This is a genomic window from Rhizobium oryzihabitans (assembly GCF_010669145.1).
Taxonomy (GTDB): Bacteria; Pseudomonadota; Alphaproteobacteria; order Rhizobiales; family Rhizobiaceae; genus Agrobacterium; species Agrobacterium oryzihabitans.
This window is the reverse complement of sequence record NZ_CP048635.1, coordinates 1,047,001-1,070,000: the sequence shown is the minus strand read 5'-3', so window position 1 is coordinate 1,070,000 and position 23,000 is coordinate 1,047,001. Positions and strand designations below refer to the sequence as shown.

Here is a 23,000-nt window from a genome sequence, read left to right as displayed (position 1 = left end):
CGGCAAGTCCAGCCATGGCCCGCTGAAAAGCGTGGCTGTGGAGATTGGGCATGGCAGGGACGATCACGGCATGGCGCTCATCCTGCGACTGCGGGGAAACACCGGTTTCGACCGACAAAACAGCGCCGCCATTGATGACAATGCGAACATCCTGCACCCATCCATGCGCCAGAAGCGCTGCGCCCGCGTGAATTGCCGTCATGCCACCTCTCCTCTTGGTCTCTTCCAGCGAGGCCACTTTCAGCCGTGAAATTGCGGCTTGCCAAGCGCATTATTATGTATATACATTTGGCGCACAAAAGAAAGGCGAAAAGCAAATGCCAGGGAACAAATCTGCAAAGGGAATGGCACCGGAAAACGCCACTTCATTGTGGCGCAATGCTCGGCTCGCGACATTCAACCCTTCCATGGAAGGCATCGGCGCAATCGAAAATGCCGCCATTGCCGTCCGCAACGGCCGCATTGCCTTTGCCGGGGCTGAAAGCGATCTGCCTGCGGATCTGGCGTCGGCCGACGAGACAATCGATTGCGGCGGGCGCTGGATCACCCCAGCCTTGATCGACTGCCACACCCATCTGGTATTCGGCGGCAATCGCGCCATGGAATTCGAGATGCGGCTGAATGGCGCGACCTATGAGGAAATCGCCAAAGCCGGCGGCGGCATCGTCTCTTCGGTGCGCGATACGCGCGCGCTTTCCGAGGAAGCGTTGGTTGCACAGGCACTGCCGCGTCTCGACACACTGCTGGCCGAGGGTATTTCAACCATCGAAATCAAATCCGGTTACGGTCTCGATATCGAAACCGAACTGAAAATGCTGCGCGTCGCGCGCAAGCTTGAGACGCTGCGCCCGGTGCGGATCGTCACCAGCTATCTCGCCGCGCATGCGACACCCGCCGAATATAAGGGCCGCAACGCCGATTATATGACGGATGTGGTCCTGCCGGGGCTCGACGAGGCCCAAGCCGAGGGTCTGGTGGATGCGGTGGATGGTTTTTGCGAAGGCATCGCCTTTTCCGTTGAGGAAATGACCAGAGTTTTCGAAAAGGCAAAACAGCTGAAGCTTCCGGTCAAGCTGCATGCCGAGCAGCTTTCCAACCTCGGCGGCGCAGAGCTTGCGGCATCTTACGGCGCGCTTTCCGCCGATCATCTGGAATATCTCGATGAAGCCGGTGCAAAGGCGCTGGGGACAGCGGGAACGGTGGCCGTGCTGCTGCCCGGCGCCTTTTACGCACTCAGGGAAAAACAGGCCCCACCGGTTCAGCTCCTGCGCGATGCGGGCGCTGACATTGCACTTGCGACCGATTGCAATCCCGGCACTTCGCCGCTCACCTCCCTGCTGCTGACCATGAATATGGGTGCCACTCTTTTCCGCATGACGGTGGAGGAATGCCTGACGGCGACGACGCGCAATGCCGCAAATGCGCTCGGCCTGCTTGCGGAAACCGGCACGCTGGAAACAGGAAAATCCGCCGATTTCGTCATCTGGGACATCGAACGCCCGGCTGAGCTTGTCTACCGCATCGGTTTCAATCCGCTCCACGCCCGCATTTTTAAGGGACAGAAGGTTTACCCATGACTATCACGCTTCACCCCGGCAACGTGACTCTTGCCGAACTTGCCGCGATCTACTGGGATAACGGCACGGCCAAACTCGACCGTTCGTTTGATGCCGGCATAGAAAAAGCGGCGGCCCGCATCGCCGAGATCGCCGCCGGCAATTCGCCGGTCTATGGTATCAATACCGGTTTTGGCAAACTCGCTTCCATCAAGATCGACGCGGCCGATGTGGCGACGCTGCAGCGTAACCTCATCCTGTCGCATTGCTGCGGTGTCGGTGCGGCCCTGCCGGAAAATGTCGTTCGCCTGATCATGGCGCTGAAGCTGATTTCGCTCGGTCGCGGCGCATCCGGCGTGCGGCTGGAACTGGTGCGGCTGATCGAGGATATGCTGGAAAAGGGCGTCATTCCTTCCATCCCGGAAAAAGGTTCGGTTGGCGCCTCCGGCGATCTCGCGCCGCTTGCCCATATGGCCGCTGTGATGATGGGCGAAGGCGAGGCATTTTATGAAGGCGCGCTTCTGCCCGCCGGCGAGGCGCTCGCAAGAGCCGGGCTGACCCCGGTCGTTCTCGCCGCCAAGGAAGGCCTGGCGCTGATCAACGGCACGCAGACCTCGACGGCGCTGGCGCTCGCCGGTCTTTTCCGCGCTCACCGCGCGGCACAGGCGGCGCTGATTACCGGCGCGCTTTCCACCGATGCCGCCATGGGTTCTTCCGCCCCCTTCCATCCCGATATTCACACATTGCGCGGCCATAAGGGCCAGATCGATGCGGGCGCTGCACTACGTAACCTGCTGGAAGGATCCGAAATCCGCGTCAGCCATATCGAAGGTGACGAGCGCGTTCAGGATCCCTATTGCATCCGCTGCCAGCCGCAGGTGGACGGCGCCTGCCTCGACCTTCTGAGACAGGTGGCCCGCACGCTTGAAATCGAAGCCAATGCGGTGACGGACAATCCGCTGGTGCTTTCCGACAACTCCGTCGTGTCAGGCGGCAATTTCCACGCCGAGCCGGTGGCCTTTGCTGCCGACCAGACGGCGCTCGCCATCTGCGAAATCGGTGCGATCGCGCAGCGCCGCGTGGCGCTTCTGGTCGATCCGGCCCTCTCCTATGGCCTGCCCGCCTTCCTTTCGAAGAAACCGGGACTGAATTCCGGCCTGATGATCGCCGAAGTCACGTCCGCCGCGCTGATGAGCGAGAACAAGCAGATGGCGCACCCGGCTTCCGTCGATTCGACGCCAACCTCGGCCAATCAGGAAGACCACGTCTCGATGGCCTGCCATGGCGCGCGACGCCTGCTGGCCATGACGGAAAATCTCTTCGCCATCCTCGGCATCGAGGCGCTTTCGGCGGTTCAGGGCGTGGAATTGCGTGGGCCGCTGAAAACCAGCCCTGAGCTACAAAAGGCAATCGCCGTGCTGCGGCAAGTGATCCCCTCGTTGGAGGATGACCGTTATATGGCGCCGGATCTGAAGGCGGCATCCGACCTCATCGCCTCCGGCGCTCTGGTTTCGGCCATTTCGGAAGGCATCCTGCCGAAGCTGGAGGTGTGAGGTGCGCGTCTTCGACATCAGAGAGGGTTCATCGCCGGTCATTCTCGGCCTGCCCCACACCGGCACCGAGGTTCCGGCGGAGATTTGGCAACGTCTGAACGACAATGGCAGGATACTCGCCGATACCGACTGGCATATTCACGATCTCTATGCAGATCTGATCCCCGATGCGACGACGGTTCGCGCCAATTTCCATCGTTATGTGATCGACGCCAACCGCGATCCGGAAGGCGTCAGCCTCTATCCGGGGCAAAACACCACAGGCCTCGTTCCGGACACCGATTTCGACGGCAAGCCGATCTGGAATGAGGGGCAGGAACCCGGTCAAGATGACATCGCTGCCCGGCTGGAAACCTTTCACGCGCCCTATCACGCGGCGCTTGCGGCGGAAATCGAGCGGGTGAAGGCCATCCACGGCATCGCCATCCTCTATGATTGCCACTCGATCCGCTCGCATATTCCTTTCCTGTTTGAAGGCAAGCTGCCGGATTTCAACATCGGCACCGATATGGGCAGGACCTGCGACCCGGCGATCGAAAAAATAGCCGTGGAAGTGACCTCTGCCGCAGAAGGTTACGACTGCATTCTGAACGGGCGTTTCAAAGGCGGCTGGACAACGCGCCATTATGGAAAGCCGGAAACCGGCGTGCACGCCATTCAGATGGAGCTTGCACAATCCACCCACCTTGCAAGCGAGACGCCGCCCTTTGCCTATGACGCGGAAAGGGCTGAACGCCTGCGCGTCCATCTCAAAACCATTCTGACGCGCCTCGAAAATTTCGCGCTTGCGACAAAACGATAAGGGGAAACCACATGAACAATCCGCGCCACAATATCCGCGATGTCCGCGCACCGCAGGGCACTGAACTCAATGCCAAGAGCTGGATGACGGAAGCGCCGCTGCGCATGCTGATGAACAATCTCGATCCTGACGTGGCCGAGAACCCGCATGAGCTGGTCGTCTACGGCGGTATCGGCCGTGCCGCCCGCACCTGGGAGGATTTTGACCGCATCGTCGCGACGCTGAAGGATTTGAACGAGGATGAAACGCTCGTCGTACAATCGGGCAAGCCGGTCGGTGTTTTTCGCACCCACAAGGATGCGCCGCGCGTCCTGATCGCCAATTCCAATCTCGTGCCGCACTGGGCGACCTGGGATCACTTCAACGAGCTGGATAAGAAGGGTCTCGCCATGTACGGCCAGATGACGGCCGGCTCGTGGATTTACATCGGCACGCAGGGCATCGTTCAGGGCACCTATGAGACCTTCGTCGAGGCTGGCCGTCAGCACTATGGCGGCAATCTGAAAGGCAAATGGATATTGACCGGCGGTCTCGGCGGCATGGGCGGCGCACAGCCGCTGGCGGCCGTGATGGCCGGCGCCTGCTGCCTTGCCGTCGAGAGCGACGAAACCCGTATCGATTTCCGCCTGCGCACCCGTTATGTCGACGAGAAGGCAAAGACGCTGGATGAAGCTTTGGCACTCATCGACAAGTGGACCAAGGCCGGGGAAGCCAAATCCGTCGGACTGCTCGGCAACGCGGCCGAAATCTTCCCGGAACTTGTCAAGCGTATGAAGAATGGCGGCCCGCGCCCCGATATCGTCACCGACCAGACATCGGCCCACGACCCGCTCAACGGTTATCTGCCGGTTGGCTGGAGCGTTGCCGAACACAAGGCCAAGCGTGAGAGCGATCCCAAAGCTGTCGAAGCCGCCGCTCGTGCCTCGATGAAGCAGCATGTCGAAGCGATGGTCGCCTTCTGGGATGCCGGCGTGCCGACATTGGACTACGGCAACAATATTCGTCAGGTCGCCAAGGATGAAGGACTGGAAAATGCCTTCGCCTTCCCAGGCTTCGTCCCGGCCTACATTCGTCCGCTTTTCTGCCGTGGCGTCGGCCCGTTCCGCTGGGCGGCCCTTTCCGGCGATCCGGAAGATATCTACAAGACCGATGCCAAAGTGAAGGAACTGCTGCCCGACAACAAGCATCTGCACAATTGGCTGAACATGGCGCGCGAGCGCATCGCCTTCCAGGGCCTGCCGGCACGCATCTGCTGGGTCGGGCTTGGAGACCGCCATCGCCTTGGGCTTGCCTTCAATGAAATGGTGAAGAACGGCGAGCTGAAGGCGCCTGTTGTCATCGGCCGCGACCATCTCGATAGCGGCTCCGTCGCGTCGCCGAACCGCGAGACAGAGGCCATGAAGGACGGCTCGGACGCCGTTTCCGACTGGCCGCTCCTGAACGCACTGCTCAACACGGCGTCGGGTGCGACCTGGGTTTCCCTGCACCACGGCGGCGGCGTCGGCATGGGCTTCTCCCAGCATTCCGGCATGGTCATCTGCGCTGATGGTTCCGACGATGCCGCCCGGCGGCTTGAGCGGGTTCTGTGGAATGACCCGGCAACCGGCGTCATGCGCCATGCCGATGCCGGTTACGATATTGCCGTGGAATGCGCGAAGGAACAGGGCCTGCGCCTGCCCGGCATCCTCGGCAACTAAGGGATAAAACTCGGCGCAGCCTTCGGGCTGCGCCATTTATCTGATCGGAGAGGACGACCGCGATCCGCCTTCCCTTGCACATTGCCGAATCTGGTGCCTCATCAATGCCGCGTCGGCGGCGGTGGAACTTCTGCGCTCTCTGCGGCTTTGCTCGTTGCTGTTTTTAACCGACCGGCTTTATGCTCGTTTGAAAGCCGCGCTAACCGTGAGGGCGGGCATGAAGGACATGGTAGATCGAAGAATGGCGCACAGGTTCCTCCCGCTTGCCTTTACCCTTGTTTTCGGAGCGCTTTTCCCGCTTTCCGCCACACAGGCCACGACTTCCGAAAAAGAACATATCGTTCCCGTGCGAATAGATGTGGGCGGCTACAAGCTGAACAGCGTCTTGTTCGAGCCGGGAAAAAGCGCCGATCTTCCGCCGATCCTCTTCATTCACGGGGCGAGCGCCAGCCTTTACGATCCGATGTACTCCTTTCTCACAAAGCTCCGCGGCCGGGCGCAATTGCTGTTTGTCGACAGGCCGGGGCACGGCAACTCGGATATCGGCGGCAAAGGCAATATTCTCCCGGATGGGCAGGCCGACGCCATCGCACTTCTTATGAAGAAACGAGGGATCCCAAGAGCCATTGTCGTCGGGCATTCCTTTGGCGGCGCCATTGCGGCGGCGCTTGCCGTCCGTCATCCAGATATGGTCACCGGCCTCGTATTTCTCTCTCCCGCGGTCTATCCGTGGGAAGGCGGAATTGCCTGGTATTACACGGCGGCAAACGCGCCCTTCACCGGCCCGCTCTTCAGCACCTTCATTGCGCCGCCCGCCGGTCTTCTGGCGCTGGATCAGGCAACGCGCGGCGTTTTTGCACCCAATTCCAGGCCCGCCGATTATGTGGAGGCGACGCATGCCGTGGCAGCCCTGCGGCCCAAGGCTTTCCGGCACAATGCCCAAGAGGTCGCGGCCCTCAACGAATGGGCGCGTGGAGCTTCGTCGGACTATCGGCGCATCAAGGCGCCGACTGTCATCATAACGGGTGATACGGACACCATCGTCTCACCAGAGGTACATTCCCGTCACCTCGCCAGAGATATTCGCGGATCCACTTTGATCGTCGTGCACAATCTCGGGCATAAATCCGACTATGTCGCCAGCGACCTTGCCATCGCCGCCATCGAAAAAGTGGCCGGCCGACCGTCGGATCTCAAGACGGCGCAAAGAGCGGTCGAGCGACGCATCGAGAATGATCGCGGATCATAAACTTCCGCTCCCCCGCCCCCAAATAACGACCCGATTCTGGACATCACATGAAAATACTGCGCGCTTCTGAATACAAGACCATGCCTTGGAAAAACGGCGGCGGCGTTACGGTGGAAATCGCCATCCATCCGCCGGGTGCCTCCGTGGATGCATTCGAATGGCGCATCAGCATGGCGACCGTCGCTCAGGACGGACCGTTTTCCAGCTTCCCAGGCATAGACCGCACACTTGCCATTATCGAGGGAAACGGCATGGCGCTCTCTATTGCAGGAGATGAGCCGGTGGCGCTGACGACAAAGAGCACCCCCCTGCCCTTTGCCGCCGATGTTCCCGTGGATGCGTCCCTGATGGATGGTTCGATCGTTGATCTGAACATCATGACCCGCCGCTCATCCTTCAGCCACAGCGTGGAAAGGCTCTCCGGCAGCTATTCGGCGGAAGCGGGAACGGGCACGAGGATGATCCTGTCGCTCCGTCCTTTAACGGTTTCCTTCGATAACGATAGTGCCCGGCTGGAGAAGCTGGATAGCATTTTCATCCCGGAAAGCCTGCCTTTCACGGTCAAGCCCGACCATGATGACGGCGTGTTCTTTCTGATCACGCTGCGGCGGATATAAGCTGCCGTAGCCTCAATCCAGCCCGAGCGGATCGGCCAGCCTTGGCCAAAGTTGCAGGCTTGCCTTGCGATAGGCGGTTTTTGCCGGGTCGGTCGGATAGGATGTCGGCGCGGCGATATAGACGATCTCCGAGGCGATCGGCGCAAACCCGGCATGAAAGTGGTTTGTGGACTTTACAAGCAGCACGTCTTTTCTGGCAAAATCGATGCCGAGATTGGAAAAGATATCCGGCTCATAAGTCTGCGTTCTGCTGGTAATGAGAATGATATCGATCTCCGTTCCAACCGGTCTTACAACGGCGGCGCGGCCGAGCGTAACGCGGCTGTTGCGGAAACTCTGCCAGCCAGCCTCTGCGGTGCGCATCACCTTGATCCGGAAATCCAGCGGTTCACCGCCTTCAGGACTGGATTTACCGCCGATGCGCAGATCGATCTCGGCCCCCTCACCTGCCGCATGACAGAAGGACACGGCAATCGGATCCCAGATCGTCGCAACACCGATATTATCCATGCCGCGCTCCACCATGCGCCGCAGAATATGGGTGGCGTCACCCGCAACACCGCCGCCTGGATTGTCCCATATATCCGACACCACGACCGGCATATCCGGATTATGGCCGCGGATGGTGAGCGCCATGTCCAGGCCAGCCTCCGTGTCGAGCATCGGCATCGCTGTCAGCTTGCGCATGGCATAAAGCTCATGGCCAAGCTTTTCGGCCAGCGCGTCGCCCTTTGCCCTGTCATTATCTGTGACGACAACAATGCGTGTGCCCATATCCGGCACATCGCCAGCCATGAAACCGTGAATGACGGAAATCGACAGGATGCCATCCTTGCCCTCCAATGCCTTCAAACGGTCGACATAGGAACGCATCGGCTCGCGGCTGGTGGGATAGATGGTGATCATGCGGCAGTCGAAAGTGGAGATAACCGGCCTGATTTCTCCACGCAGGGTGCGCAGCGCCATTTCCACCACATGCTCGCCGCGTTCCTCGAAATCCGTATGCGGGAATTCCAGGAACGTTGCCATGATGTCGAGATTGGCGACCCTTAGTGCTGTCAGATGGCTATGGGGATCAAATTCGGCCGCGATCAACACATCCGGGCCGACCAGCGCGCGTATCCGCGACAGGAAATCGCCTTCGGGATCGTCATAACCCTGTGCCACCATGGCGCCATGCAGGCCTAGAATCACCGCATCGACCGGCAAGGCCGCCGTGAGCTCGGCAAGAATCGTATCGCGCAGCGTTTCATAGGTCTGGCGCTGGATGAGCCCCGCCGGCTCCGCCCAACATGATGTACCCTCGATGACCGTGAACCCCTCCATCTTGCCACGACGGCGCAGGATTGGCACCGGCGACGAGCAAAGCGTCGGCGTTTCCGGATGCTCGCCCGGGCCGGCGTAAAAGGCCGCGCGGAAAGCGTCCATATCCGTTGGAACGGGTGAAAACGTATTGGTTTCGGTGGCGAGCGATGCCGTGAATATGCGCATGACTGTGTTACTCTTTGCCGGTGCCGGTTGGTCCGAAGCACCCGTTTCGCAATTTAATTAGCCGGGTAATATTACCAGACGGTACCGCGCGCTGCGACATCTTCCACGCGCGTTACCAGGCCATTTCGATGGAAAACCATTCGGTCGAAGAGATTGCTGACGACACAGGTGTGGTTCGGCACGACCTTGACGACATCACCAATGTCAGGCCGGGCGGAACTGCAGGCCGACAAATCGACAACCGCGTGTTCTTCCGAAAGCGAAATGATCTTTGCGCCCTCATACCCCTCAATCATGCCGTAATCGCTGAAACCCAATAGATCGGAGGTCAAGGCCTTCGAGCCGCAATCAAGCACGGCGCGATCGACCGTAGGTCTCGATACCACGGTGGCGAGGACGTGCATTGCCAGATCGCCAGCGGTGCAATGTCCGGCGCGCAGCATCGAACGGTCATTGTAGACATAGGTGCCCGCCCGATGTTCGGTGGCGGAAGGAACAAGGTGAGCCGAGAAAAAATCAGGTGAGCCGCCACTTGAGCGGACCGGGCAATCGATGCCTTTTTCCGCGAGCAGCGCCATGGTTTCGCGTATGAAGTCTTCCACCTTTTCCGCCCCGCCAGGGGCCGGATAGGTCAAAATGCCCTTGAATTTGAGGCCCGTCGCCGCGACGATCTTCTCCGCAAGCTCCAGCGCTGCCCGTGGGGTCTGCACGCCGCAACGCTTTCCACCCGTATCGCATTCGACAAGCACCGCAAGCGGTCTTTCCGCATCAAATGTGCCGGCAAGTCCGGCAACCGTTACAGCGCTGTCGGCAACAACGCTCAGTCTGCCGATGCGCGCGTTCAGCGTCTTTAATCGCGCAAGTTTTGCCGGGCCGAGAATATTGTAGGTGATCAGGATGTCGTCGAACCCGGCATCCGCGAAGACCTCCGCCTCGCTGACTTTCTGGCAATTGATGCCGATGGCGCCCGCCTGAAGCTGCTGTCTTGCGATAGCCGGTATCTTGTGCGTCTTGATATGGGGACGGAAAGCCTTGTCATGGCTATCGAGATAGGATTGCGCCCTCAGAATATTGGCAGCAAGCCGGTCCTCGTCGATCACCGGCATTGGTGTCGAAATCGCATCGAGTGGTGTGCCTGCATCAGGCCAGGGATAGGTCATCATATGCTCTCAAAATCAGCAAAATCGGGCATCAAGCCAGCGGCTTATAGGCGATAACATCCATTTCCACCTTGGCATCCACCATCAGGGGCGACTGCACAGTCGATCGTGCCGGCGGATGATCAATGAAATATTTCTGGAAAACGGCATTGAAGCTCGAAAAATCACGGGCATCATCCAGCCAGACATTGACCTTAACAACGTCAGCGAGCGTGCAATCGGCAAGCGCCAGGACATCCTTGATGTTGGCCACAACCTGCTCGGTCTGCGCCACGATGCCGCCGGTCACCACCTCACCGTCAACAGTCGGCACCTGACCGGACACATAGACGAAATCTCCGGCCCGGACGGCTTTGGCGAAGGGTCGGCGCTGACCGCCAGCCTGACTATCAGCCGTCTCGAACCGCACCAGTCTGTGTTTTTCCATGATCGCCTCGCAAATAATTTTCATCAATCCCGTATTTTTATCGTTTTATAGCCGGTTTGGCAGCGATATTCCATAAGCGATGTAAATTATTTAGCAAATCCGCAAATTCAACGTTTTTTGGCGCAAAGAACGCGCATCTTATTCCGGCCGCCGTCAGGCTTCACCCACAGGCTGCCACGAACCGACAGAGATAGACGCGTTACAATAAGAAGGCGAAGTTTGCCGCGGCTAACTTCAAATCCAATATTATCAAGCTTTCGAAAGGTCTTTCAAACCAACCCGTCTCCAACTGTTCATTACTCCGTCAGCCGTGCGCCGATATCCACCCGTTCGACGTCACTCTTTCCGTCACAGCCTCGGCAATTTTCTTTGCCTGTACGCGAATATCCGGAACGGCAGTTATCTCCCAGAAACGGCCTGCCGTCAGCGCACCGGCGGCAAAAAGGCCCGGCCAGACCTCCCCGTCCGCTCGATGCAGGCGGGATTGCGCGTCAACCTCTACTCCCAGACCAAGGTGATCGAGCATGAGGACGCCATCACTATGCATCGTTTCAAGAAGACGTGAGTGGCCGATCCCTGCTCGCTCCATACCCGTGCAATTGACGACCCAGTCGACCTGAAACTCCCTGACGTCTTGCGTATGCCTGCGGCGATAAGAAACCGTGATTCCGTCGTCCTGCTCATAAAGCGAGCGTAGATAACCGGCATGAATCTCAAGAACGCCGTCAGAAAGGAGTTTCTCAAACGCTTTATGGACTTCAGGCGCGATGCGGTGCCGATGTATATTCCACCAGGGCAAGGCGTGGCGAAGAAAGCGACTGCGTTGCACGGGCGTCAGGCGTTGCCACAGGGCCTGCGTTATCGGTCGCAAGCCGTCCATCACCGTGCGCCAGGTCGCACCGTCCTTCACCTGTTTTCGTAGCAACTGCAACAGTCGGCTGATCTCCGTAGACCCATCGGGCAATTGCAGGTCGGCTGCAGTCAGTGGCGGACTGATATGGGGATGCGGCACCAGCCCTCGCCGGGACAGAACGTGGATCGGACCGCGATGGCCTTTTCCTCGCAAGGTAAGGACCTGATCGATCATCGTGAGACCGGAACCGAGAATACAGATGCGATCACCCGCCCTCACTTTCGACAACCATCCGGGTTGCCAGCAGTGACTGATGACGCGCTGTGGTCTCTCTTCTTCTTTCGCGACGGTTTGCACCGGCAAACCGGCCGCCCCCACACCCAGACATAAAACAACATTATGCGCACGCAACGTCTCGCCATTCTCCAGACTAAAGGAAAATGCGCCATCGCGATCCGGCCGGCAGGCGGAAGCCTTTGCACGGATGAAATCCACCCTCGCCCGCTGGTCCCGGCTTCGGAGCAAGGAGGCAAGCCTGTCTCTCAGATAGAGACCGTAGTCTCCGCGCGAGGCGAACAACAGGGGATCCCGTCCGATCCCGTTCTCGCGTAACCAGTCAAGAAAATCATCGGGCCGGTCCGGGAAGACGCTCATCCGCCCCGCAGGCACATTCAGTCGATGATAAGGCAGCTCCGTTCGGTAGGCGGTGCCGCGCCCGAAATCTGACTCGTCCCCGACAATGGCTACTGAGGCCTCAGGCGGTAGCGAGGACAGAAGATGAGCGGCGGTACAGATGGCCGAAAACCCCGACCCGACGATAGCGACATCATAGGACATTCTTTCCTCCAACCTGCGACGGTATGAACACGGTCAGACGGTGCCGAGCGCGTGGATACCCTAGTCGTTGAGTAGAGATTAAACACCTCCGAATGTCTACCCTTCACTTCCTTCTCCATGACGGTGACCGTGCGGTCAGGTTGCCAAAGTTAGCCGCGGCAAACTTTCCGACCGTTCTCCATCAACGACGTAAAACAATGGAAAAAAGCGACATCGCCGCGTGAACAAAAGCGAAGTTAGCCGCGGCTAACCGTCAAACTGTCACAAAACGCAAATCTGATTCTTCCACAATGCCTTAGCGGCACTTTCGCATCTGGGAAAAAAGCCTATTGCGCCAAAAAGAGAATCGGCGCTTATATCTCAGTTGCGGAAAAAACCGCCTTTTTCGGAAAAAACCGCTACTGCAATATCGAGCGAAAGAAGACAGATGACACAGAGTGCCGACTCAAGACTTGCTGCAGGGGCACCCGACCTCACGAGCCTTATACAACAGCATTCGGCTGCATTGTCAGCCCAATTGCAGGCGCATAACGCAAATACATTTTCACCCCATACCGAAAAGAGCATGCGTCATTTCTCGCCTGCTGAAACCGCTCGGCTGATTGGTATCGGCGAAGCCTATCTTCGTCAGATCGCCGCCGAGCGTCCCGAGCTGGATGCAGCGCAGGCCTCCGGTCGCCGTTCCTATTCTGTCGAGGACATGGACGAGATCAGGCGCTTTCTCGATCAGGGCGCACGCGGCACTCGTCGTTACCTGCCCCATCGTCGTGACGGTGAAGAATTGCAGGTCATCGCCGTCATGAACTTCAAAGGTGGTTCGGGCAAGACGACGACCTCGGCGCATCTGGCGCAATATCTGGCGCTTCGCGGTTACCGCGTGCTCGCCATCGATCTCGACCCGCAGGCAAGTCTGTCTGCGCTCTTCGGCCACCAGCCGGAGATCGATGTCGGCCCGAACGAAACGCTCTATGGCGCAATCCGCTACGATGATGAACGCCGGCCGATGGCTGAGATCGTTCGCGGCACCTATATTCCCAATCTTCATATCGTTCCCGGCAATCTGGAGCTTATGGAGTTCGAACACGACACGCCGCGCGCTTTGATGCGCCGCGCACCGGGCGATACGTTGTTTTTCGCCCGCATCGGCCAGGCTATCGCCCAGGCCCAGAACTTCTATGACGTGGTGGTCATCGATTGCCCGCCACAACTCGGTTACCTGACGCTTTCTGCACTGACTGCTGCGACGTCGGTTCTCGTCACCGTTCACCCGCAAATGCTGGATGTGATGTCCATGAACCAGTTCCTTGCCATGACGGGTGATCTTCTCGCTGAAATCGGCCGGGCTGGCGCACGTTCCGACTATAATTGGATGCGTTATCTCATTACCCGTTTCGAGCCGAGCGATGGACCGCAAAACCAGATGGTGGCTTTCCTGCGCTCGATCTTCGGTGAAAACGTCCTCATTCACCCGATGCTCAAGAGCACGGCCGTCTCGGATGCCGGATTGACCAACCAGACGCTGTTTGAAGTGGAAAGAACCCAGTTCACCCGATCGACCTATGATCGCGCGCTGGAAGCCATGAACAACGTCAATGGTGAGATCGAGGGACTGATTAAAAAAGCGTGGGGTAGGGCAGCATGAGCAGGAAACAGATATTCGCCAATCTCGGCACGCCGGGTACCGACAGCAATGACGCCACTCCAGAGCGGTCGCGACCACGCATCCGGCCAATTCTCGGCTCTCCGGAACTTGTAACGGATGTCGTCAATTCGCCTGTCGGCATGATCGGCCAGTCGCTGAACGAAGTATCGGAACGCGCCAAGCGTGCTGAAGCGATCGAAAAGCAGCTCGCAGAGGGCCTGACGATCGTTTCTCTCAATCCGGCGGATATCGATCCCTCTTTCATTCCCGATCGCATGCCGGCCTCGGAAGAGGCGGATGCCGGTCTTGTGGAAGCCATTCGCGAGCAGGGCCAGCAGGTCCCCATTCTGGTGCGCCCGCATCCCGATTTCCCGGGTCGTTATCAGGTCGCCTTCGGTCATCGCCGCCTGCGTGCCGTGACGAGCCTCGGTATTCCCGTCAAAGCAGTCGTGCGCGATCTCAGCGATGAACAGCTGGTTGTTGCCCAGGGGCAGGAAAACAACGAGCGCCGCGACCTCACCTATATCGAAAAGGCCCGCTTTGCCCAGAAACTGCAGATGCGGTTTCCAAGGGACACGATCATGGCCGCAATGTCGCTGCATAAGGGCGACCTTTCCAACATGCTCTCTGTTGTCGGCCGCATTCCGGAGGATCTGGTTGATCTCATTGGCCCGGCGCCAAGCGTCGGCCGCCGCAACTGGATGGATCTGGCCGATCAGCTCTCGTCATCGCAGGTCAAGGAAGCGGCGCGCGCCTATGTAAGGGAGCCGTCCGTTGCCTCACTTCTTTCGGAAGAACGTTTCAAGTCGCTTCTCGATTTTCTGAAACCCAAGGCACAGGCGAAAAAGACCGGTGTCTGGTCATCGGAAACAGGCGGACGACTGGCAAAGGTTGTCGAGAGCGACCGCAAGCTGGACATATCCATCGACAAGAACGAAGCGCCGGAGTTTGCCGATTTCGTTCTGGAACATCTTCAGGCGCTGTTTGCCGAATACCGGTCCAAGCAGTGATTTCTAATCTTAACGACTAACAGGAGACGCATCACAAAAGAAAAAAGCCCCCGAACGTTGCCGCACGGAAGCCTTTCTTTGATCTAAGCAACCAAAGAATCTCATTTCCGCGAATCATAGTCAAGAGTCTTTGGCATCGAATTTTTCGGTGAGCGATTTTCTTTTGCCTTGTGAAAGGTGAAAGACATGGACAGCACATGTGTAACGACGCCATTTGGGCGGCGAGCGATGTCGTTTGGCGTTCTCGCAACCCAGTTTGCCGCGCAAAAGAACAAAAAGACTGAGACGGTCGATAAATGGAAACTCTATCGTTCGGTCTGTGAAGCAAGACCATTGCTCGGTGTGACCGATCGTTCTCTCGCAGTCTTGAACGCGCTTTTGAGTTTTTATCCGAAAAACGAACTGTCCAGCGAAGCCGGACTGGTGGTTTTCCCTTCCAATACGCAATTATCGCTGCGTGCCCATGGCATGGCGGAACAGACTTTGCGCCGGCATCTCTCGGCCCTTGTCGAAGCCGGCCTCATCATCCGCAAGGATAGCCCGAATGGAAAACGCTATGCCCGCAAACACAGGGGCGGAGAGATCAGCGAGGCCTATGGTTTTTCACTGGCACCGCTTCTTTCCCGCAAATCAGAAATCGAGGAGCTGGCCGACCGTATCGTTCGTGAGCGGCTCGATCTTCAGCGCCTTCGCGAAAACATCAGCCTTTGCCGTCGCGATATCCAGAAGCTTTGCGAAATGATCGCCGCAAGCGGTAAGGTCGAGACCTTCGAACGGTTTCAGACGCGCTATAATGCGATCGCCCGTTCCCTTGGACGCAATTCAAAGCCTGCCGAACTCAAGGAGATCGCCGGTTTTCTGGTCTCTCTGCGCGCTGAAGTGACCAACTATCTGGAAAATATTGAAAAATCTGAAAAAATGGGCGGCAATGACTGCCAAAATGAGCGCCTCATAAAGAATTCAGAATCCGAATCCATATCTAAACCGCAGGATTTTCGTGAACCGGCTAGCGTTCCACCCACAAGCACGGTTGGCATCCAGCCAGCCTATGCCGCAACCATCAGCGCAAAACCCTCAGCACATCCGCCCAAGCCTGTTGTTCATAAGCAATTTTTTGTTCCTGATATTGTTTTGGTTTTGAAGGCTTGCCCGGATATTTCCCTCTATGCCCCTGGAGGAACCGTCACCGGCTGGCGTGATCTCGAAGTGGCAACATCCGTGATCAAAACCATGTTCAATGTCAGCCAGTCGGCTTATCAGGATGCCATGGCTATCTTCGGGCGGCAGGGAACTGCGGCCATCCTTGCATGCCTGCTTCAAAAGGCGGATCAGATAAGCTCACTCGGCGGATATCTGCGCAATCTGACACGCAAGGCCCATGAGGGTGGTTTCGATCTTCAGGCCATGCTTCTGGCGCAGCTGCGCGGGCGGCAGGACGAGATGGAGAGGGGGCTGACGGGGTGAGTAGCCGCGGAACCCCGCCTCAGCTTGCGGAAAACCCCGTCTGAAGTTACATTGAGGTCGTTCCTGCAAGATTCGAAAGATTCGGTGTGAGGCTGGTGATGTCTAAACGAATAGACCTGCCAAATGGCAATCTATGGTTAATGCAAGGTAATGAAAACTAAGTGCCGATTAGCTTTCGTTTGCGTTTTTCCGCTATTGGTTTCAATCGCTTGAGTCCGGATGTTTTTTTAAGCGAACTGACCCTGATAGAGACGGGAAAAGCGGTTTTCATGTATAAGTCACCATCGCAGGACCGTCGTTGAAGAGCACCCAAACGGTGTTGGCGACAGGGCGGGGACGAGAAACAGCCAGTCCGACTGGCGGGCGGCAATCCGGAATACAGAGAAAACATCAGGCTTCGAACTCATGAAATTGAACCTTCGCTGAGATGCCACGTTCTATTTCATCACTTCAACGGATCACTGGCGTTATGGTTTTCTCGGACGATATGGAGCTGGCCGTCGCTCTTTACATGGCGGACATTGCCTTGCCCCGGCACATGGCCGTTGAAAAGCTTTTGAAGGCGGGACTTGAAGACGCCGGTTACTTGACCGGAGGTAAGGGTCGGCCGCCGGAAATCGTCGATGGACAGACAAGCGCGGACTATGTGCAATATCGCACCTATCTGGACGAGGATAGCTGAAAGACGGCGGGAACCAAACCGGACGGGGGCTGTTTATGGCGCAGTCAATTGTGTCAGGATATTCCGATGTTTCCCAAGCCCCTCCTTCTCGCGGCAATTCTCATCTCCGCGCCGAGCTACCCGATATTCGCTCAGCCTCTGGAGGTAAGCACCCTAGAAGCCGTAGAGACCCGGAGCGCCGCAGTCTCGCCTTTAGAGACCGCATCCGACTACATTACCGATGTCTCCGGCAAGAAAGTGCGTCTGGTGGGCCCGCGTTTTTATCCCGACAATGCACGGGCGCTGCAGTTTCCGGGCCGAGCCTCAACCATTGATACTTCGGCTGAAGAAGACCGTCTGTCGCAGCGATGAAGCAATCGCAATAACGCCTATTTGACGAACAGGGGCAGAATGGGAACCGAGAGCGAAACGTCCGGGCCGAAACCGGAGGCGCGAAGCTGGATCAAAAAGGAAGGGCAGGAGGCCGAAAAGGCGACCTTTCCTGAACTGTTCTTCGATCTGGTCTTTGTTTTCGCGCTCATCCAGCTTTCCCACGCGCTTGCCAAGGACTTCGGACCGACGGCCGCACTTGAGGCGGGCATTCTGATATTGTCGCTTTGGTGGCTGTGGATACACACCACATGGATCACCAACCTGCTGAATACGGAAAAGGAGCCGGTCCGGCTTCTGCTCTTCGTTCTGATGTTCGGCGGGGTGCTTTTGGCCATCGCGCTGCCGGAGGCCTTTGCGGAACAGGGTTTCGTGTTCGCCCTGATCTATAGCGCCATGCAGGTGGGCCGAAGCCTGTTTGCGCTTTATGCTTTCAAGGGAGAAGACCGGCAGTCTTTTCTGGTTTTTGTGCGGGTGACGATCTGGCTCGTCATATCCAGCCTGTTCTGGCTCGCTGGCGGGCTCGCCGATCTGACGGATCGCATCCTGCTGTGGGGTATCGCGCTGGCGATCGAATATGCCGGACCCGCCTGCCGTTATGTCGTGCCGGGATTAAAAGCAAGCGATGCGGACAAGCTGCATCTCTCCGGCGAGCACCTTGCGGAGCGCTGTGCGCTTTTCGTCATCATCTGTCTCGGGGAAACGATCCTCACCACGGGCCGCACGGCCACGGAATATATGAACTCCGGCCTGACATTTATCGTCTTTTGTTCGGCCTTCGTCAGCACGGTGACAATGTGGTGGATCTATTTCCATCACGGACAGGAAGAGGCTTCCAGAAAGGCTGAACATGCGGACGAGAAAGCGAAGATTGCCCAGAATCTTTTCAACTACGGGCATCTGCCCATCGTGGCCGGCATTATCCTGACGGCAGTGGGAGAGGATTTCAGCCTGTCCCATGCCCATGAAGGGACGACGATGAGGGAGTCCATCGCCATTCTTGGCGGTCCGATCCTGTTTCTGGCCGGTAATATCGGCGTCAAGATTGCCGCCACCTATCAGCGACCCATCTCGCATTTTGCGGGCGTAGCAGCACTTTGCCTGCTTTTGCCGGTGCCGGGTGTGCCGCTTTTTGTGCTGCAGCTGGCAAGCACCGGGATTTTGCTGCTCGTTGCTCTCTGGGAATATCTGGCGCTGAAAAAATCAGTCGCCAACGCCTAGGCAGTGGCGAAATTGCGTGCCCTGTCGTTCCATAGCCGCAGGCTGCGGGCATAGGCCTCTTCGAAAGGTAGCATCATATCATTGACCAGCATCAGGGCGATGGCAGCGGTGGAGACGATGATGGTTTCCGCTCTCCCGTCTCTCGCCGCCCCCGTCCAGACGGCGCGCCAATATTCGAAGGTGGTGAACATGGTCGGCATTTCGGCCGGTGGAGTTTCGCGGGCGGGAATGACGAACTCCACATCCTCGCCCTTGGAAAGACCGAAGATGCGGGTGCTGCGAAAGGGTGTAAACTGCGCGAAATCCCGCGTATTGCCGAGAATGGCCAGGCTCTCGACCGAAAGCAGCCGCGCCGTATCGCGATGAAGCTCCTGATAGGAGGGGCGGGCGACGCCGATAATGGTGCTTCTGGCGCGAAGCGGATTGAGAAGATGCACGACCGTATTGAGCGGCAGGCGCATTTCCAGAATGCCGTGCAGGCCAAGCAGGCTCTGAAACTGTAACGACAGTCCACCGATCGGCAGATAGGCTATCCCTTGCGAAGCCGTGGCCTTGGCCGCCTCAGAAATCGAGTGGCAGAGCGGTATCCCGCAGGCTTCAGCGGCGAGTTCGAGCTTACCGCCATTTTCTCCCTGGCCCACATGCCCATGCAACAGCACGCTATATCCCGCCATGGAAACAAGACGTGCGGAATGCAGGAACCAGGGCGCATCGCGATGTTTGGGTGACATATAGGCGGGCCAGTCGAGATCGACCGATGCGGGCGCTTGCTGGTCTATTTTTATATGGCCCCACATGGCTTCGATAAAACCGGCAAGCTCTGCCGCGGTCACGCCGCGATAATGCATGGTCGCAAGCAGCGCTCCGATCTGTATGGGATCTGCATCGCCTTCGAGAATGATCGAGAGCGCGTCCATCGCCTCTTGCTGGCTGAGCGGGCGGCTGTTGCCGATGCCCATCGCCGAGGTCGCGATATATTTGGCGAGCCTGTGCTGCGGATCGGCATTGTGGCCGATGCGGGCAAGGCGGTCCGCTATATTTTCCGGTGTCGGCTGACCTTCGAGGAGAACGCTGGGGCGCAGCGAAAGAGGCGGCGCCTTCATCAGCACCGGCCGTTCCCAGCCGCTAACATTGGCGGCGGCGGGGGCTGCCGCTTTTTCCTGTGAATAATCGATCAGGTTTTCCGCCTCCGCCGCCAGCGACCGAATGCGCAGCCGCATGGTCTCGGCAAAGGGGGTGGGCCGCAGACCCTGGCCGGTGCGTAAGAACAGCTGGTCGCCGTATTTCTCGCGCAGCTGCTGTAATATCCGGCTCATCGATGATGTCGGTAGTCCCATGCCTGCCGCTGCGCGGCTGACACTTCCTTCACGCAACAACGCATCGAACGCGACAAGGAGTTTCAGCTGTCCAAGCCTGTCGGGCTTTGCCGGGGAAGCTGGTTCTTCTTTTCTCTTGCCGGTTGTCATCTTGCTGTTTTTTTACCCCGCTGCCGAATGGCGGAGCCCTTTTTGCAATTTCTGGAATTTAGAACTGTTCGAAAACAAACGCGTTGCGCCTGCACTCCCTCCTAAATAAGTGGGGTTAAATTCTCAAGTTAAATGCGGGGGCGTAACATGGAATTGAAGTACCGCGGCCGGGATATGGCCGCGACGATAATAAAGGCTGGCCTTTCGGCGGCACTGGCAGGAACGGCGCTCAGCGCCGCATTGCCCGCTTTCGCACAGCAGGCGTCCGAGGGAACCACCGTCCTGCAGCAGATCGTGGTCACCGCATCAGGCTTCGAGCAGAATGTGAAAGACGCTCCCGCCAGCATCACGGTTGTGACGCGGGAGGATCTGGAAAAGGGATCCTATCGCGATCTGACCGACGCCTTGCGCGAAGTTCAGGGTGTATCCGTCACCGGCATTGCCAATGAGAAGGACATTTTCATTCGCGGATTGCCCGGCGCCTACACGCTGGTGCTTGTTGACGGCAAACGGCAGAGCACCCGCGATGCCCGCACGAATGGTAATTCCGGCTTCGAACAGAGCTTCGTGCCGCCGGTTTCGGCCATCGAGCGTATCGAGGTCGTGCGCGGCCCGATGTCGTCTCTTTACGGTTCCGACGCCATGGGCGGCGTCATCAACATCATCACCCGCAAGGTCGGCGATGTCTGGTCCGGTTCCGTCACCACCGAGGGAACGGTTCAGCAGCATTCCAAATTCGGCAATAGCGGCCAGGTGTCCTGGTATGCCAACGGGCCGATCCTGACGGACCAGCTGGGCCTTCAGATCTGGGGCAGGGGCTTCAACCGCGGCGAAGACCGTATTCTGAGCGGCACCACCGGCGCCAAGGAATATGATTTCAACGGCCGTCTGACCTTTACGCCGAACGAAGACCACGACATTTATCTCGAAGGCGGCAAGACGCGGCTGCGTCGCAGCGCCGAGCCCGGCGAGACGCTGGCGGCGACCGACGCCAACGGCACCTACAATACCAATACGCGCGACCATTGGTCGTTGTCGCATACCGGCCGCTGGGGACCGACCACATCCGAATTCTCCTTCCAGCAGGAATGGGCCGAGCGCACCAATTTCACCAGAAATACCCGCACGGGACGCGTCACGGAAAATCCGCGCTCACCGGAGGTTCGCAACACCGTCCTTGATGGCAAGTTCACCACGCCCTTCGAATTGTTCGGCAACCACACGCTGGTCACGGGCGGTCAATATTTCGAGGCGCGGCTGACGGACCAGAACCCGGGGCGGCGCACCAGTGTTGATGAAACCTTCTCGGCGACGCAATGGGCGCTCTTTGTCGAGGATGAATGGCGCATCGTCGATAATTTCGCGCTGACGGGCGGTCTTCGTCTCGATAACCATGAAAAATACGGCAACCATTTCAGCCCGCGCCTTTACGGTGTGTGGAGCGCGACGGAAGAGCTGACGATCAAGGGTGGTATTTCCACCGGTTTCCGCGCGCCTGAAATCCGCCAGATCGCGCCGGGTTATGCCTATACGACGGGCGGTGGCGGTTGCACCTATGGACCGAGCGGCACCTGCGGCGTGATCATCGGCGATCCCGGTCTGGAAGCGGAAAAGAGCACGAGCTACGAAGTGGCCGCGCTCTGGGATAATGGCGATGTCGCTCTTGGCGCCACCTATTTCTACACGGATTTCAAGGACAAGATCTCCAACGCGCTGGTGCTCAATCCGGATGGAACGCCGGCCCGCTGGAGCGAGGATCGCAATTATCGCCTCTGGTATAACTACAATATCGATGATGCGGTCATTCAGGGTGTGGAACTGACGGCAACCTGGTATGCGACGCCGGAGCTGACGCTGCGCGGCAACTATACCTACACGCATTCCGAACAGAAGACTGGCGACTACGAAGGTTTCCCGCTGGCGCGCACGCCCGAGCACATGGCCAATCTGCGGGGTGACTGGGTAACGCCGATAGACGGGCTGGAAGCCTGGGCCTCGGTGAATTATCACGGATCGGAAATCAATGCCGGCCCGCGCATCGGCACGAATGGTACGCCGGTGACGATCAACGGCAAGGCCGGGCGCAAATATGAGGCCTACACCACGCTTGATATTGGCGCGAAATATGCTGTCGCCGAAAATGTCGATCTCAATGCTGCCGTTTACAATGTCTTCGACAAGGATGTCGGCACCGATGATTTCAACACGGTCATGGAAGGCCGCCGTTTCTGGATCAGCATGACAGCAAAATTCTGATAAGCAAAATTCTGATACCGGCCATATCCAAGATTTCAGAGGCGCCCATCGGGCGCCTCTTTTTTTAGCCATCCGGCCTATTGACCTCAACTATGGTTGAGGAATTATACCGGCTGCTCTTTAATGTATTTCCGCGTTTTTCAAGAGCGGAGATCGTTCAGAAAACCGGAGCCGGCATGGAAAATACCATACTTAAACACAGCCTGACGGTTGGCGAGGTTGCGCGTCGCAGCGGCGTCGCCGTTTCCACCGTCCATTTTTATGAGGCGAAAGGATTGATAGAAGGCTGGCGTACCAGCGGCAACCAGCGCCGTTATCATCGCGCCGTGCTGCGGCGCATCGCGATTATCCGCATCGCCCAGCGGGCCGGTATCCAGCTTGGGATCATCAGGGATGCGATGGCGGATTTGCCGCAGGATCGGGTGGCGACGGCCGCTGACTGGCGCAGGTTTTCGCAGTCCTGGCGGGAAATGCTACAGCTTCGCATCAACAGCCTGATTATGCTGCGCGACCAGCTTACCGGCTGCATCGGTTGCGGTTGCCTTTCACTGGATGACTGTCCCTTACGAAATCCGAACGATGTTCTGGCCGATGACGGCGCTGGCCCGCGCCGTCTCGTATCCGCCGAATGAACGGTGTCGTTGGTTG

General features: G+C 58.1%; 19 protein-coding genes and 1 pseudogene (1 of these 20 running past the window's edge). 14 read left to right on the top strand and 6 right to left on the bottom strand.

From position 1 onward, the window contains the following. Nucleotides 1-202: pseudogene (locus G3A56_RS21680) on the bottom strand (formimidoylglutamate deiminase) (it extends 1,144 nt beyond the left edge of the window). A gap of 115 nt (nucleotides 203-317) precedes the next feature. Between G3A56_RS21680 and hutI the strand changes: the two are divergent. The 6 genes from hutI (at nucleotide 318) to G3A56_RS21650 (ending at nucleotide 7,474) form a co-directional block, all read left to right on the top strand. Continuing rightward, nucleotides 318-1,577, top strand: coding sequence for an imidazolonepropionase (hutI, locus tag G3A56_RS21675; RefSeq protein WP_082185209.1), 1,260 nt, complete (start codon nucleotides 318-320; stop codon nucleotides 1,575-1,577). Further along, nucleotides 1,574-3,109, top strand: coding sequence for a histidine ammonia-lyase (hutH, locus tag G3A56_RS21670; RefSeq protein WP_082185210.1), 1,536 nt, complete (start codon nucleotides 1,574-1,576; stop codon nucleotides 3,107-3,109). Before hutI ends, hutH begins: the two co-directional genes overlap by 4 nt. A gap of 1 nt (nucleotide 3,110) precedes the next feature. Next, on the top strand, nucleotides 3,111-3,911 hold the full coding sequence (gene hutG / locus G3A56_RS21665) for an N-formylglutamate deformylase (protein WP_082185211.1): 801 nt from the start codon (nucleotides 3,111-3,113) through the stop codon (nucleotides 3,909-3,911). A gap of 11 nt (nucleotides 3,912-3,922) precedes the next feature. Further along, nucleotides 3,923-5,608 carry a urocanate hydratase gene (gene hutU, locus G3A56_RS21660; protein ID WP_082185212.1) on the top strand — a complete coding sequence of 562 codons (1,686 nt, stop codon included), beginning with the start codon at nucleotides 3,923-3,925 and terminating at the stop codon, nucleotides 5,606-5,608. 241 nt (nucleotides 5,609-5,849) lie between these two features. Continuing rightward, nucleotides 5,850-6,857 (top strand): alpha/beta fold hydrolase, encoded by a 1,008-nt coding sequence (locus G3A56_RS21655; protein ID WP_246231404.1) that lies wholly within the window; start codon nucleotides 5,850-5,852, stop codon nucleotides 6,855-6,857. A 47-nt stretch (nucleotides 6,858-6,904) separates the two neighbouring features. Next, nucleotides 6,905-7,474, top strand: coding sequence for a HutD/Ves family protein (locus tag G3A56_RS21650; protein ID WP_175414394.1), 570 nt, complete (start codon nucleotides 6,905-6,907; stop codon nucleotides 7,472-7,474). 12 nt (nucleotides 7,475-7,486) lie between these two features. On the opposite strand, the gene G3A56_RS21645 is transcribed toward G3A56_RS21650, so the two are convergent. The 4 genes from G3A56_RS21645 to G3A56_RS21630 all read right to left on the bottom strand — a co-directional run bounded on the left by G3A56_RS21645 (nucleotide 7,487) and on the right by G3A56_RS21630 (nucleotide 12,242). Further along, nucleotides 7,487-8,965, bottom strand: a complete 1,479-nt coding sequence (locus G3A56_RS21645; RefSeq protein WP_082185215.1) for a M81 family metallopeptidase — start codon at nucleotides 8,963-8,965, stop codon at nucleotides 7,487-7,489. A gap of 71 nt (nucleotides 8,966-9,036) precedes the next feature. After that, nucleotides 9,037-10,125: a D-TA family PLP-dependent enzyme gene (locus G3A56_RS21640; protein WP_035243272.1), complete on the bottom strand. Its 1,089-nt coding sequence runs from the start codon at nucleotides 10,123-10,125 to the stop codon at nucleotides 9,037-9,039. 31 nt (nucleotides 10,126-10,156) lie between these two features. Then, nucleotides 10,157-10,552, bottom strand: coding sequence for a RidA family protein (locus G3A56_RS21635; protein WP_035242947.1), 396 nt, complete (start codon nucleotides 10,550-10,552; stop codon nucleotides 10,157-10,159). A 304-nt stretch (nucleotides 10,553-10,856) separates the two neighbouring features. After that, on the bottom strand, nucleotides 10,857-12,242 hold the full coding sequence (locus tag G3A56_RS21630) for an FAD/NAD(P)-binding protein (RefSeq protein ID WP_082185216.1): 1,386 nt from the start codon (nucleotides 12,240-12,242) through the stop codon (nucleotides 10,857-10,859). Nucleotides 12,243-12,669: 427 nt separating this feature from the next. On the opposite strand from G3A56_RS21630, the gene repA reads away from it, so the two are divergent. From repA to G3A56_RS21600, 6 genes are all read left to right on the top strand, one after another. Then, complete coding sequence (gene repA, locus G3A56_RS21625) at nucleotides 12,670-13,884, top strand: plasmid partitioning protein RepA (protein WP_080600398.1); 1,215 nt, start codon at nucleotides 12,670-12,672, stop codon at nucleotides 13,882-13,884. Continuing rightward, the gene (gene repB / locus G3A56_RS21620; RefSeq protein WP_082185217.1) at nucleotides 13,881-14,894 is read left to right on the top strand and encodes a plasmid partitioning protein RepB; all 1,014 of its coding nucleotides are present in this window, start codon (nucleotides 13,881-13,883) and stop codon (nucleotides 14,892-14,894) included. The genes repA and repB overlap by 4 nt, the downstream gene beginning before the upstream one ends. A 186-nt stretch (nucleotides 14,895-15,080) precedes the next feature. Next, nucleotides 15,081-16,358 carry a plasmid replication protein RepC gene (repC, locus tag G3A56_RS21615; protein WP_082185218.1) on the top strand — a complete coding sequence of 426 codons (1,278 nt, stop codon included), beginning with the start codon at nucleotides 15,081-15,083 and terminating at the stop codon, nucleotides 16,356-16,358. Between the two features lie 469 nt (nucleotides 16,359-16,827). After that, nucleotides 16,828-17,040 carry a hypothetical protein gene (locus G3A56_RS21610; protein WP_003497996.1) on the top strand — a complete coding sequence of 71 codons (213 nt, stop codon included), beginning with the start codon at nucleotides 16,828-16,830 and terminating at the stop codon, nucleotides 17,038-17,040. A 66-nt stretch (nucleotides 17,041-17,106) separates the two neighbouring features. Continuing rightward, complete coding sequence (locus G3A56_RS21605; protein ID WP_082185219.1) at nucleotides 17,107-17,391, top strand: hypothetical protein; 285 nt, start codon at nucleotides 17,107-17,109, stop codon at nucleotides 17,389-17,391. Nucleotides 17,392-17,430: 39 nt separating this feature from the next. After that, on the top strand, nucleotides 17,431-18,630 hold the full coding sequence (locus G3A56_RS21600) for a low temperature requirement protein A (protein ID WP_082185220.1): 1,200 nt from the start codon (nucleotides 17,431-17,433) through the stop codon (nucleotides 18,628-18,630). Here the strand turns inward: G3A56_RS21600 and G3A56_RS21595 are convergent. Then, on the bottom strand, nucleotides 18,627-20,096 hold the full coding sequence (locus tag G3A56_RS21595; protein ID WP_082185221.1) for a glycosyl transferase family protein: 1,470 nt from the start codon (nucleotides 20,094-20,096) through the stop codon (nucleotides 18,627-18,629). The genes G3A56_RS21600 and G3A56_RS21595 overlap by 4 nt on opposite strands. A gap of 147 nt (nucleotides 20,097-20,243) precedes the next feature. Here G3A56_RS21595 and G3A56_RS21590 point away from each other — a divergent pair, with 147 nt between their 5' ends. Both G3A56_RS21590 and soxR read left to right on the top strand, forming a co-directional pair. After that, on the top strand, nucleotides 20,244-22,352 hold the full coding sequence (locus G3A56_RS21590) for a TonB-dependent receptor plug domain-containing protein (protein ID WP_082185222.1): 2,109 nt from the start codon (nucleotides 20,244-20,246) through the stop codon (nucleotides 22,350-22,352). A 176-nt stretch (nucleotides 22,353-22,528) separates the two neighbouring features. Beyond that, nucleotides 22,529-22,984 carry a redox-sensitive transcriptional activator SoxR gene (gene soxR / locus G3A56_RS21585; RefSeq protein ID WP_164056825.1) on the top strand — a complete coding sequence of 152 codons (456 nt, stop codon included), beginning with the start codon at nucleotides 22,529-22,531 and terminating at the stop codon, nucleotides 22,982-22,984. The last annotated feature ends 16 nt before the right edge of the window (nucleotides 22,985-23,000 follow it).

Excerpts from the sequence above, each read along its gene's own strand:
- hutI (WP_082185209.1), top strand. The coding sequence starts at position 318 with ATGCCAGGGAACAAATCTGCAAAGGGAATGGCACCGGAAAACGCCACT.
- hutH (WP_082185210.1), top strand. The coding sequence starts at position 1,574 with ATGACTATCACGCTTCACCCCGGCAACGTGACTCTTGCCGAACTTGCC.
- hutU (WP_082185212.1), top strand. The coding sequence starts at position 3,923 with ATGAACAATCCGCGCCACAATATCCGCGATGTCCGCGCACCGCAGGGC.
- G3A56_RS21655 (WP_246231404.1), top strand. The coding sequence starts at position 5,850 with ATGGCGCACAGGTTCCTCCCGCTTGCCTTTACCCTTGTTTTCGGAGCG.
- G3A56_RS21650 (WP_175414394.1), top strand. The coding sequence starts at position 6,905 with ATGAAAATACTGCGCGCTTCTGAATACAAGACCATGCCTTGGAAAAAC.
- G3A56_RS21645 (WP_082185215.1), bottom strand. The coding sequence starts at position 8,965 with ATGCGCATATTCACGGCATCGCTCGCCACCGAAACCAATACGTTTTCA.
- G3A56_RS21640 (WP_035243272.1), bottom strand. The coding sequence starts at position 10,125 with ATGACCTATCCCTGGCCTGATGCAGGCACACCACTCGATGCGATTTCG.
- G3A56_RS21635 (WP_035242947.1), bottom strand. The coding sequence starts at position 10,552 with ATGGAAAAACACAGACTGGTGCGGTTCGAGACGGCTGATAGTCAGGCT.
- G3A56_RS21630 (WP_082185216.1), bottom strand. The coding sequence starts at position 12,242 with ATGTCCTATGATGTCGCTATCGTCGGGTCGGGGTTTTCGGCCATCTGT.
- repA (WP_080600398.1), top strand. The coding sequence starts at position 12,670 with ATGACACAGAGTGCCGACTCAAGACTTGCTGCAGGGGCACCCGACCTC.
- repB (WP_082185217.1), top strand. The coding sequence starts at position 13,881 with ATGAGCAGGAAACAGATATTCGCCAATCTCGGCACGCCGGGTACCGAC.
- repC (WP_082185218.1), top strand. The coding sequence starts at position 15,081 with ATGGACAGCACATGTGTAACGACGCCATTTGGGCGGCGAGCGATGTCG.
- G3A56_RS21610 (WP_003497996.1), top strand. The coding sequence starts at position 16,828 with ATGGTTTTCTCGGACGATATGGAGCTGGCCGTCGCTCTTTACATGGCG.
- G3A56_RS21605 (WP_082185219.1), top strand. The coding sequence starts at position 17,107 with ATGTTTCCCAAGCCCCTCCTTCTCGCGGCAATTCTCATCTCCGCGCCG.
- G3A56_RS21600 (WP_082185220.1), top strand. The coding sequence starts at position 17,431 with ATGGGAACCGAGAGCGAAACGTCCGGGCCGAAACCGGAGGCGCGAAGC.
- G3A56_RS21595 (WP_082185221.1), bottom strand. The coding sequence starts at position 20,096 with ATGACAACCGGCAAGAGAAAAGAAGAACCAGCTTCCCCGGCAAAGCCC.
- G3A56_RS21590 (WP_082185222.1), top strand. The coding sequence starts at position 20,244 with ATGGAATTGAAGTACCGCGGCCGGGATATGGCCGCGACGATAATAAAG.
- soxR (WP_164056825.1), top strand. The coding sequence starts at position 22,529 with ATGGAAAATACCATACTTAAACACAGCCTGACGGTTGGCGAGGTTGCG.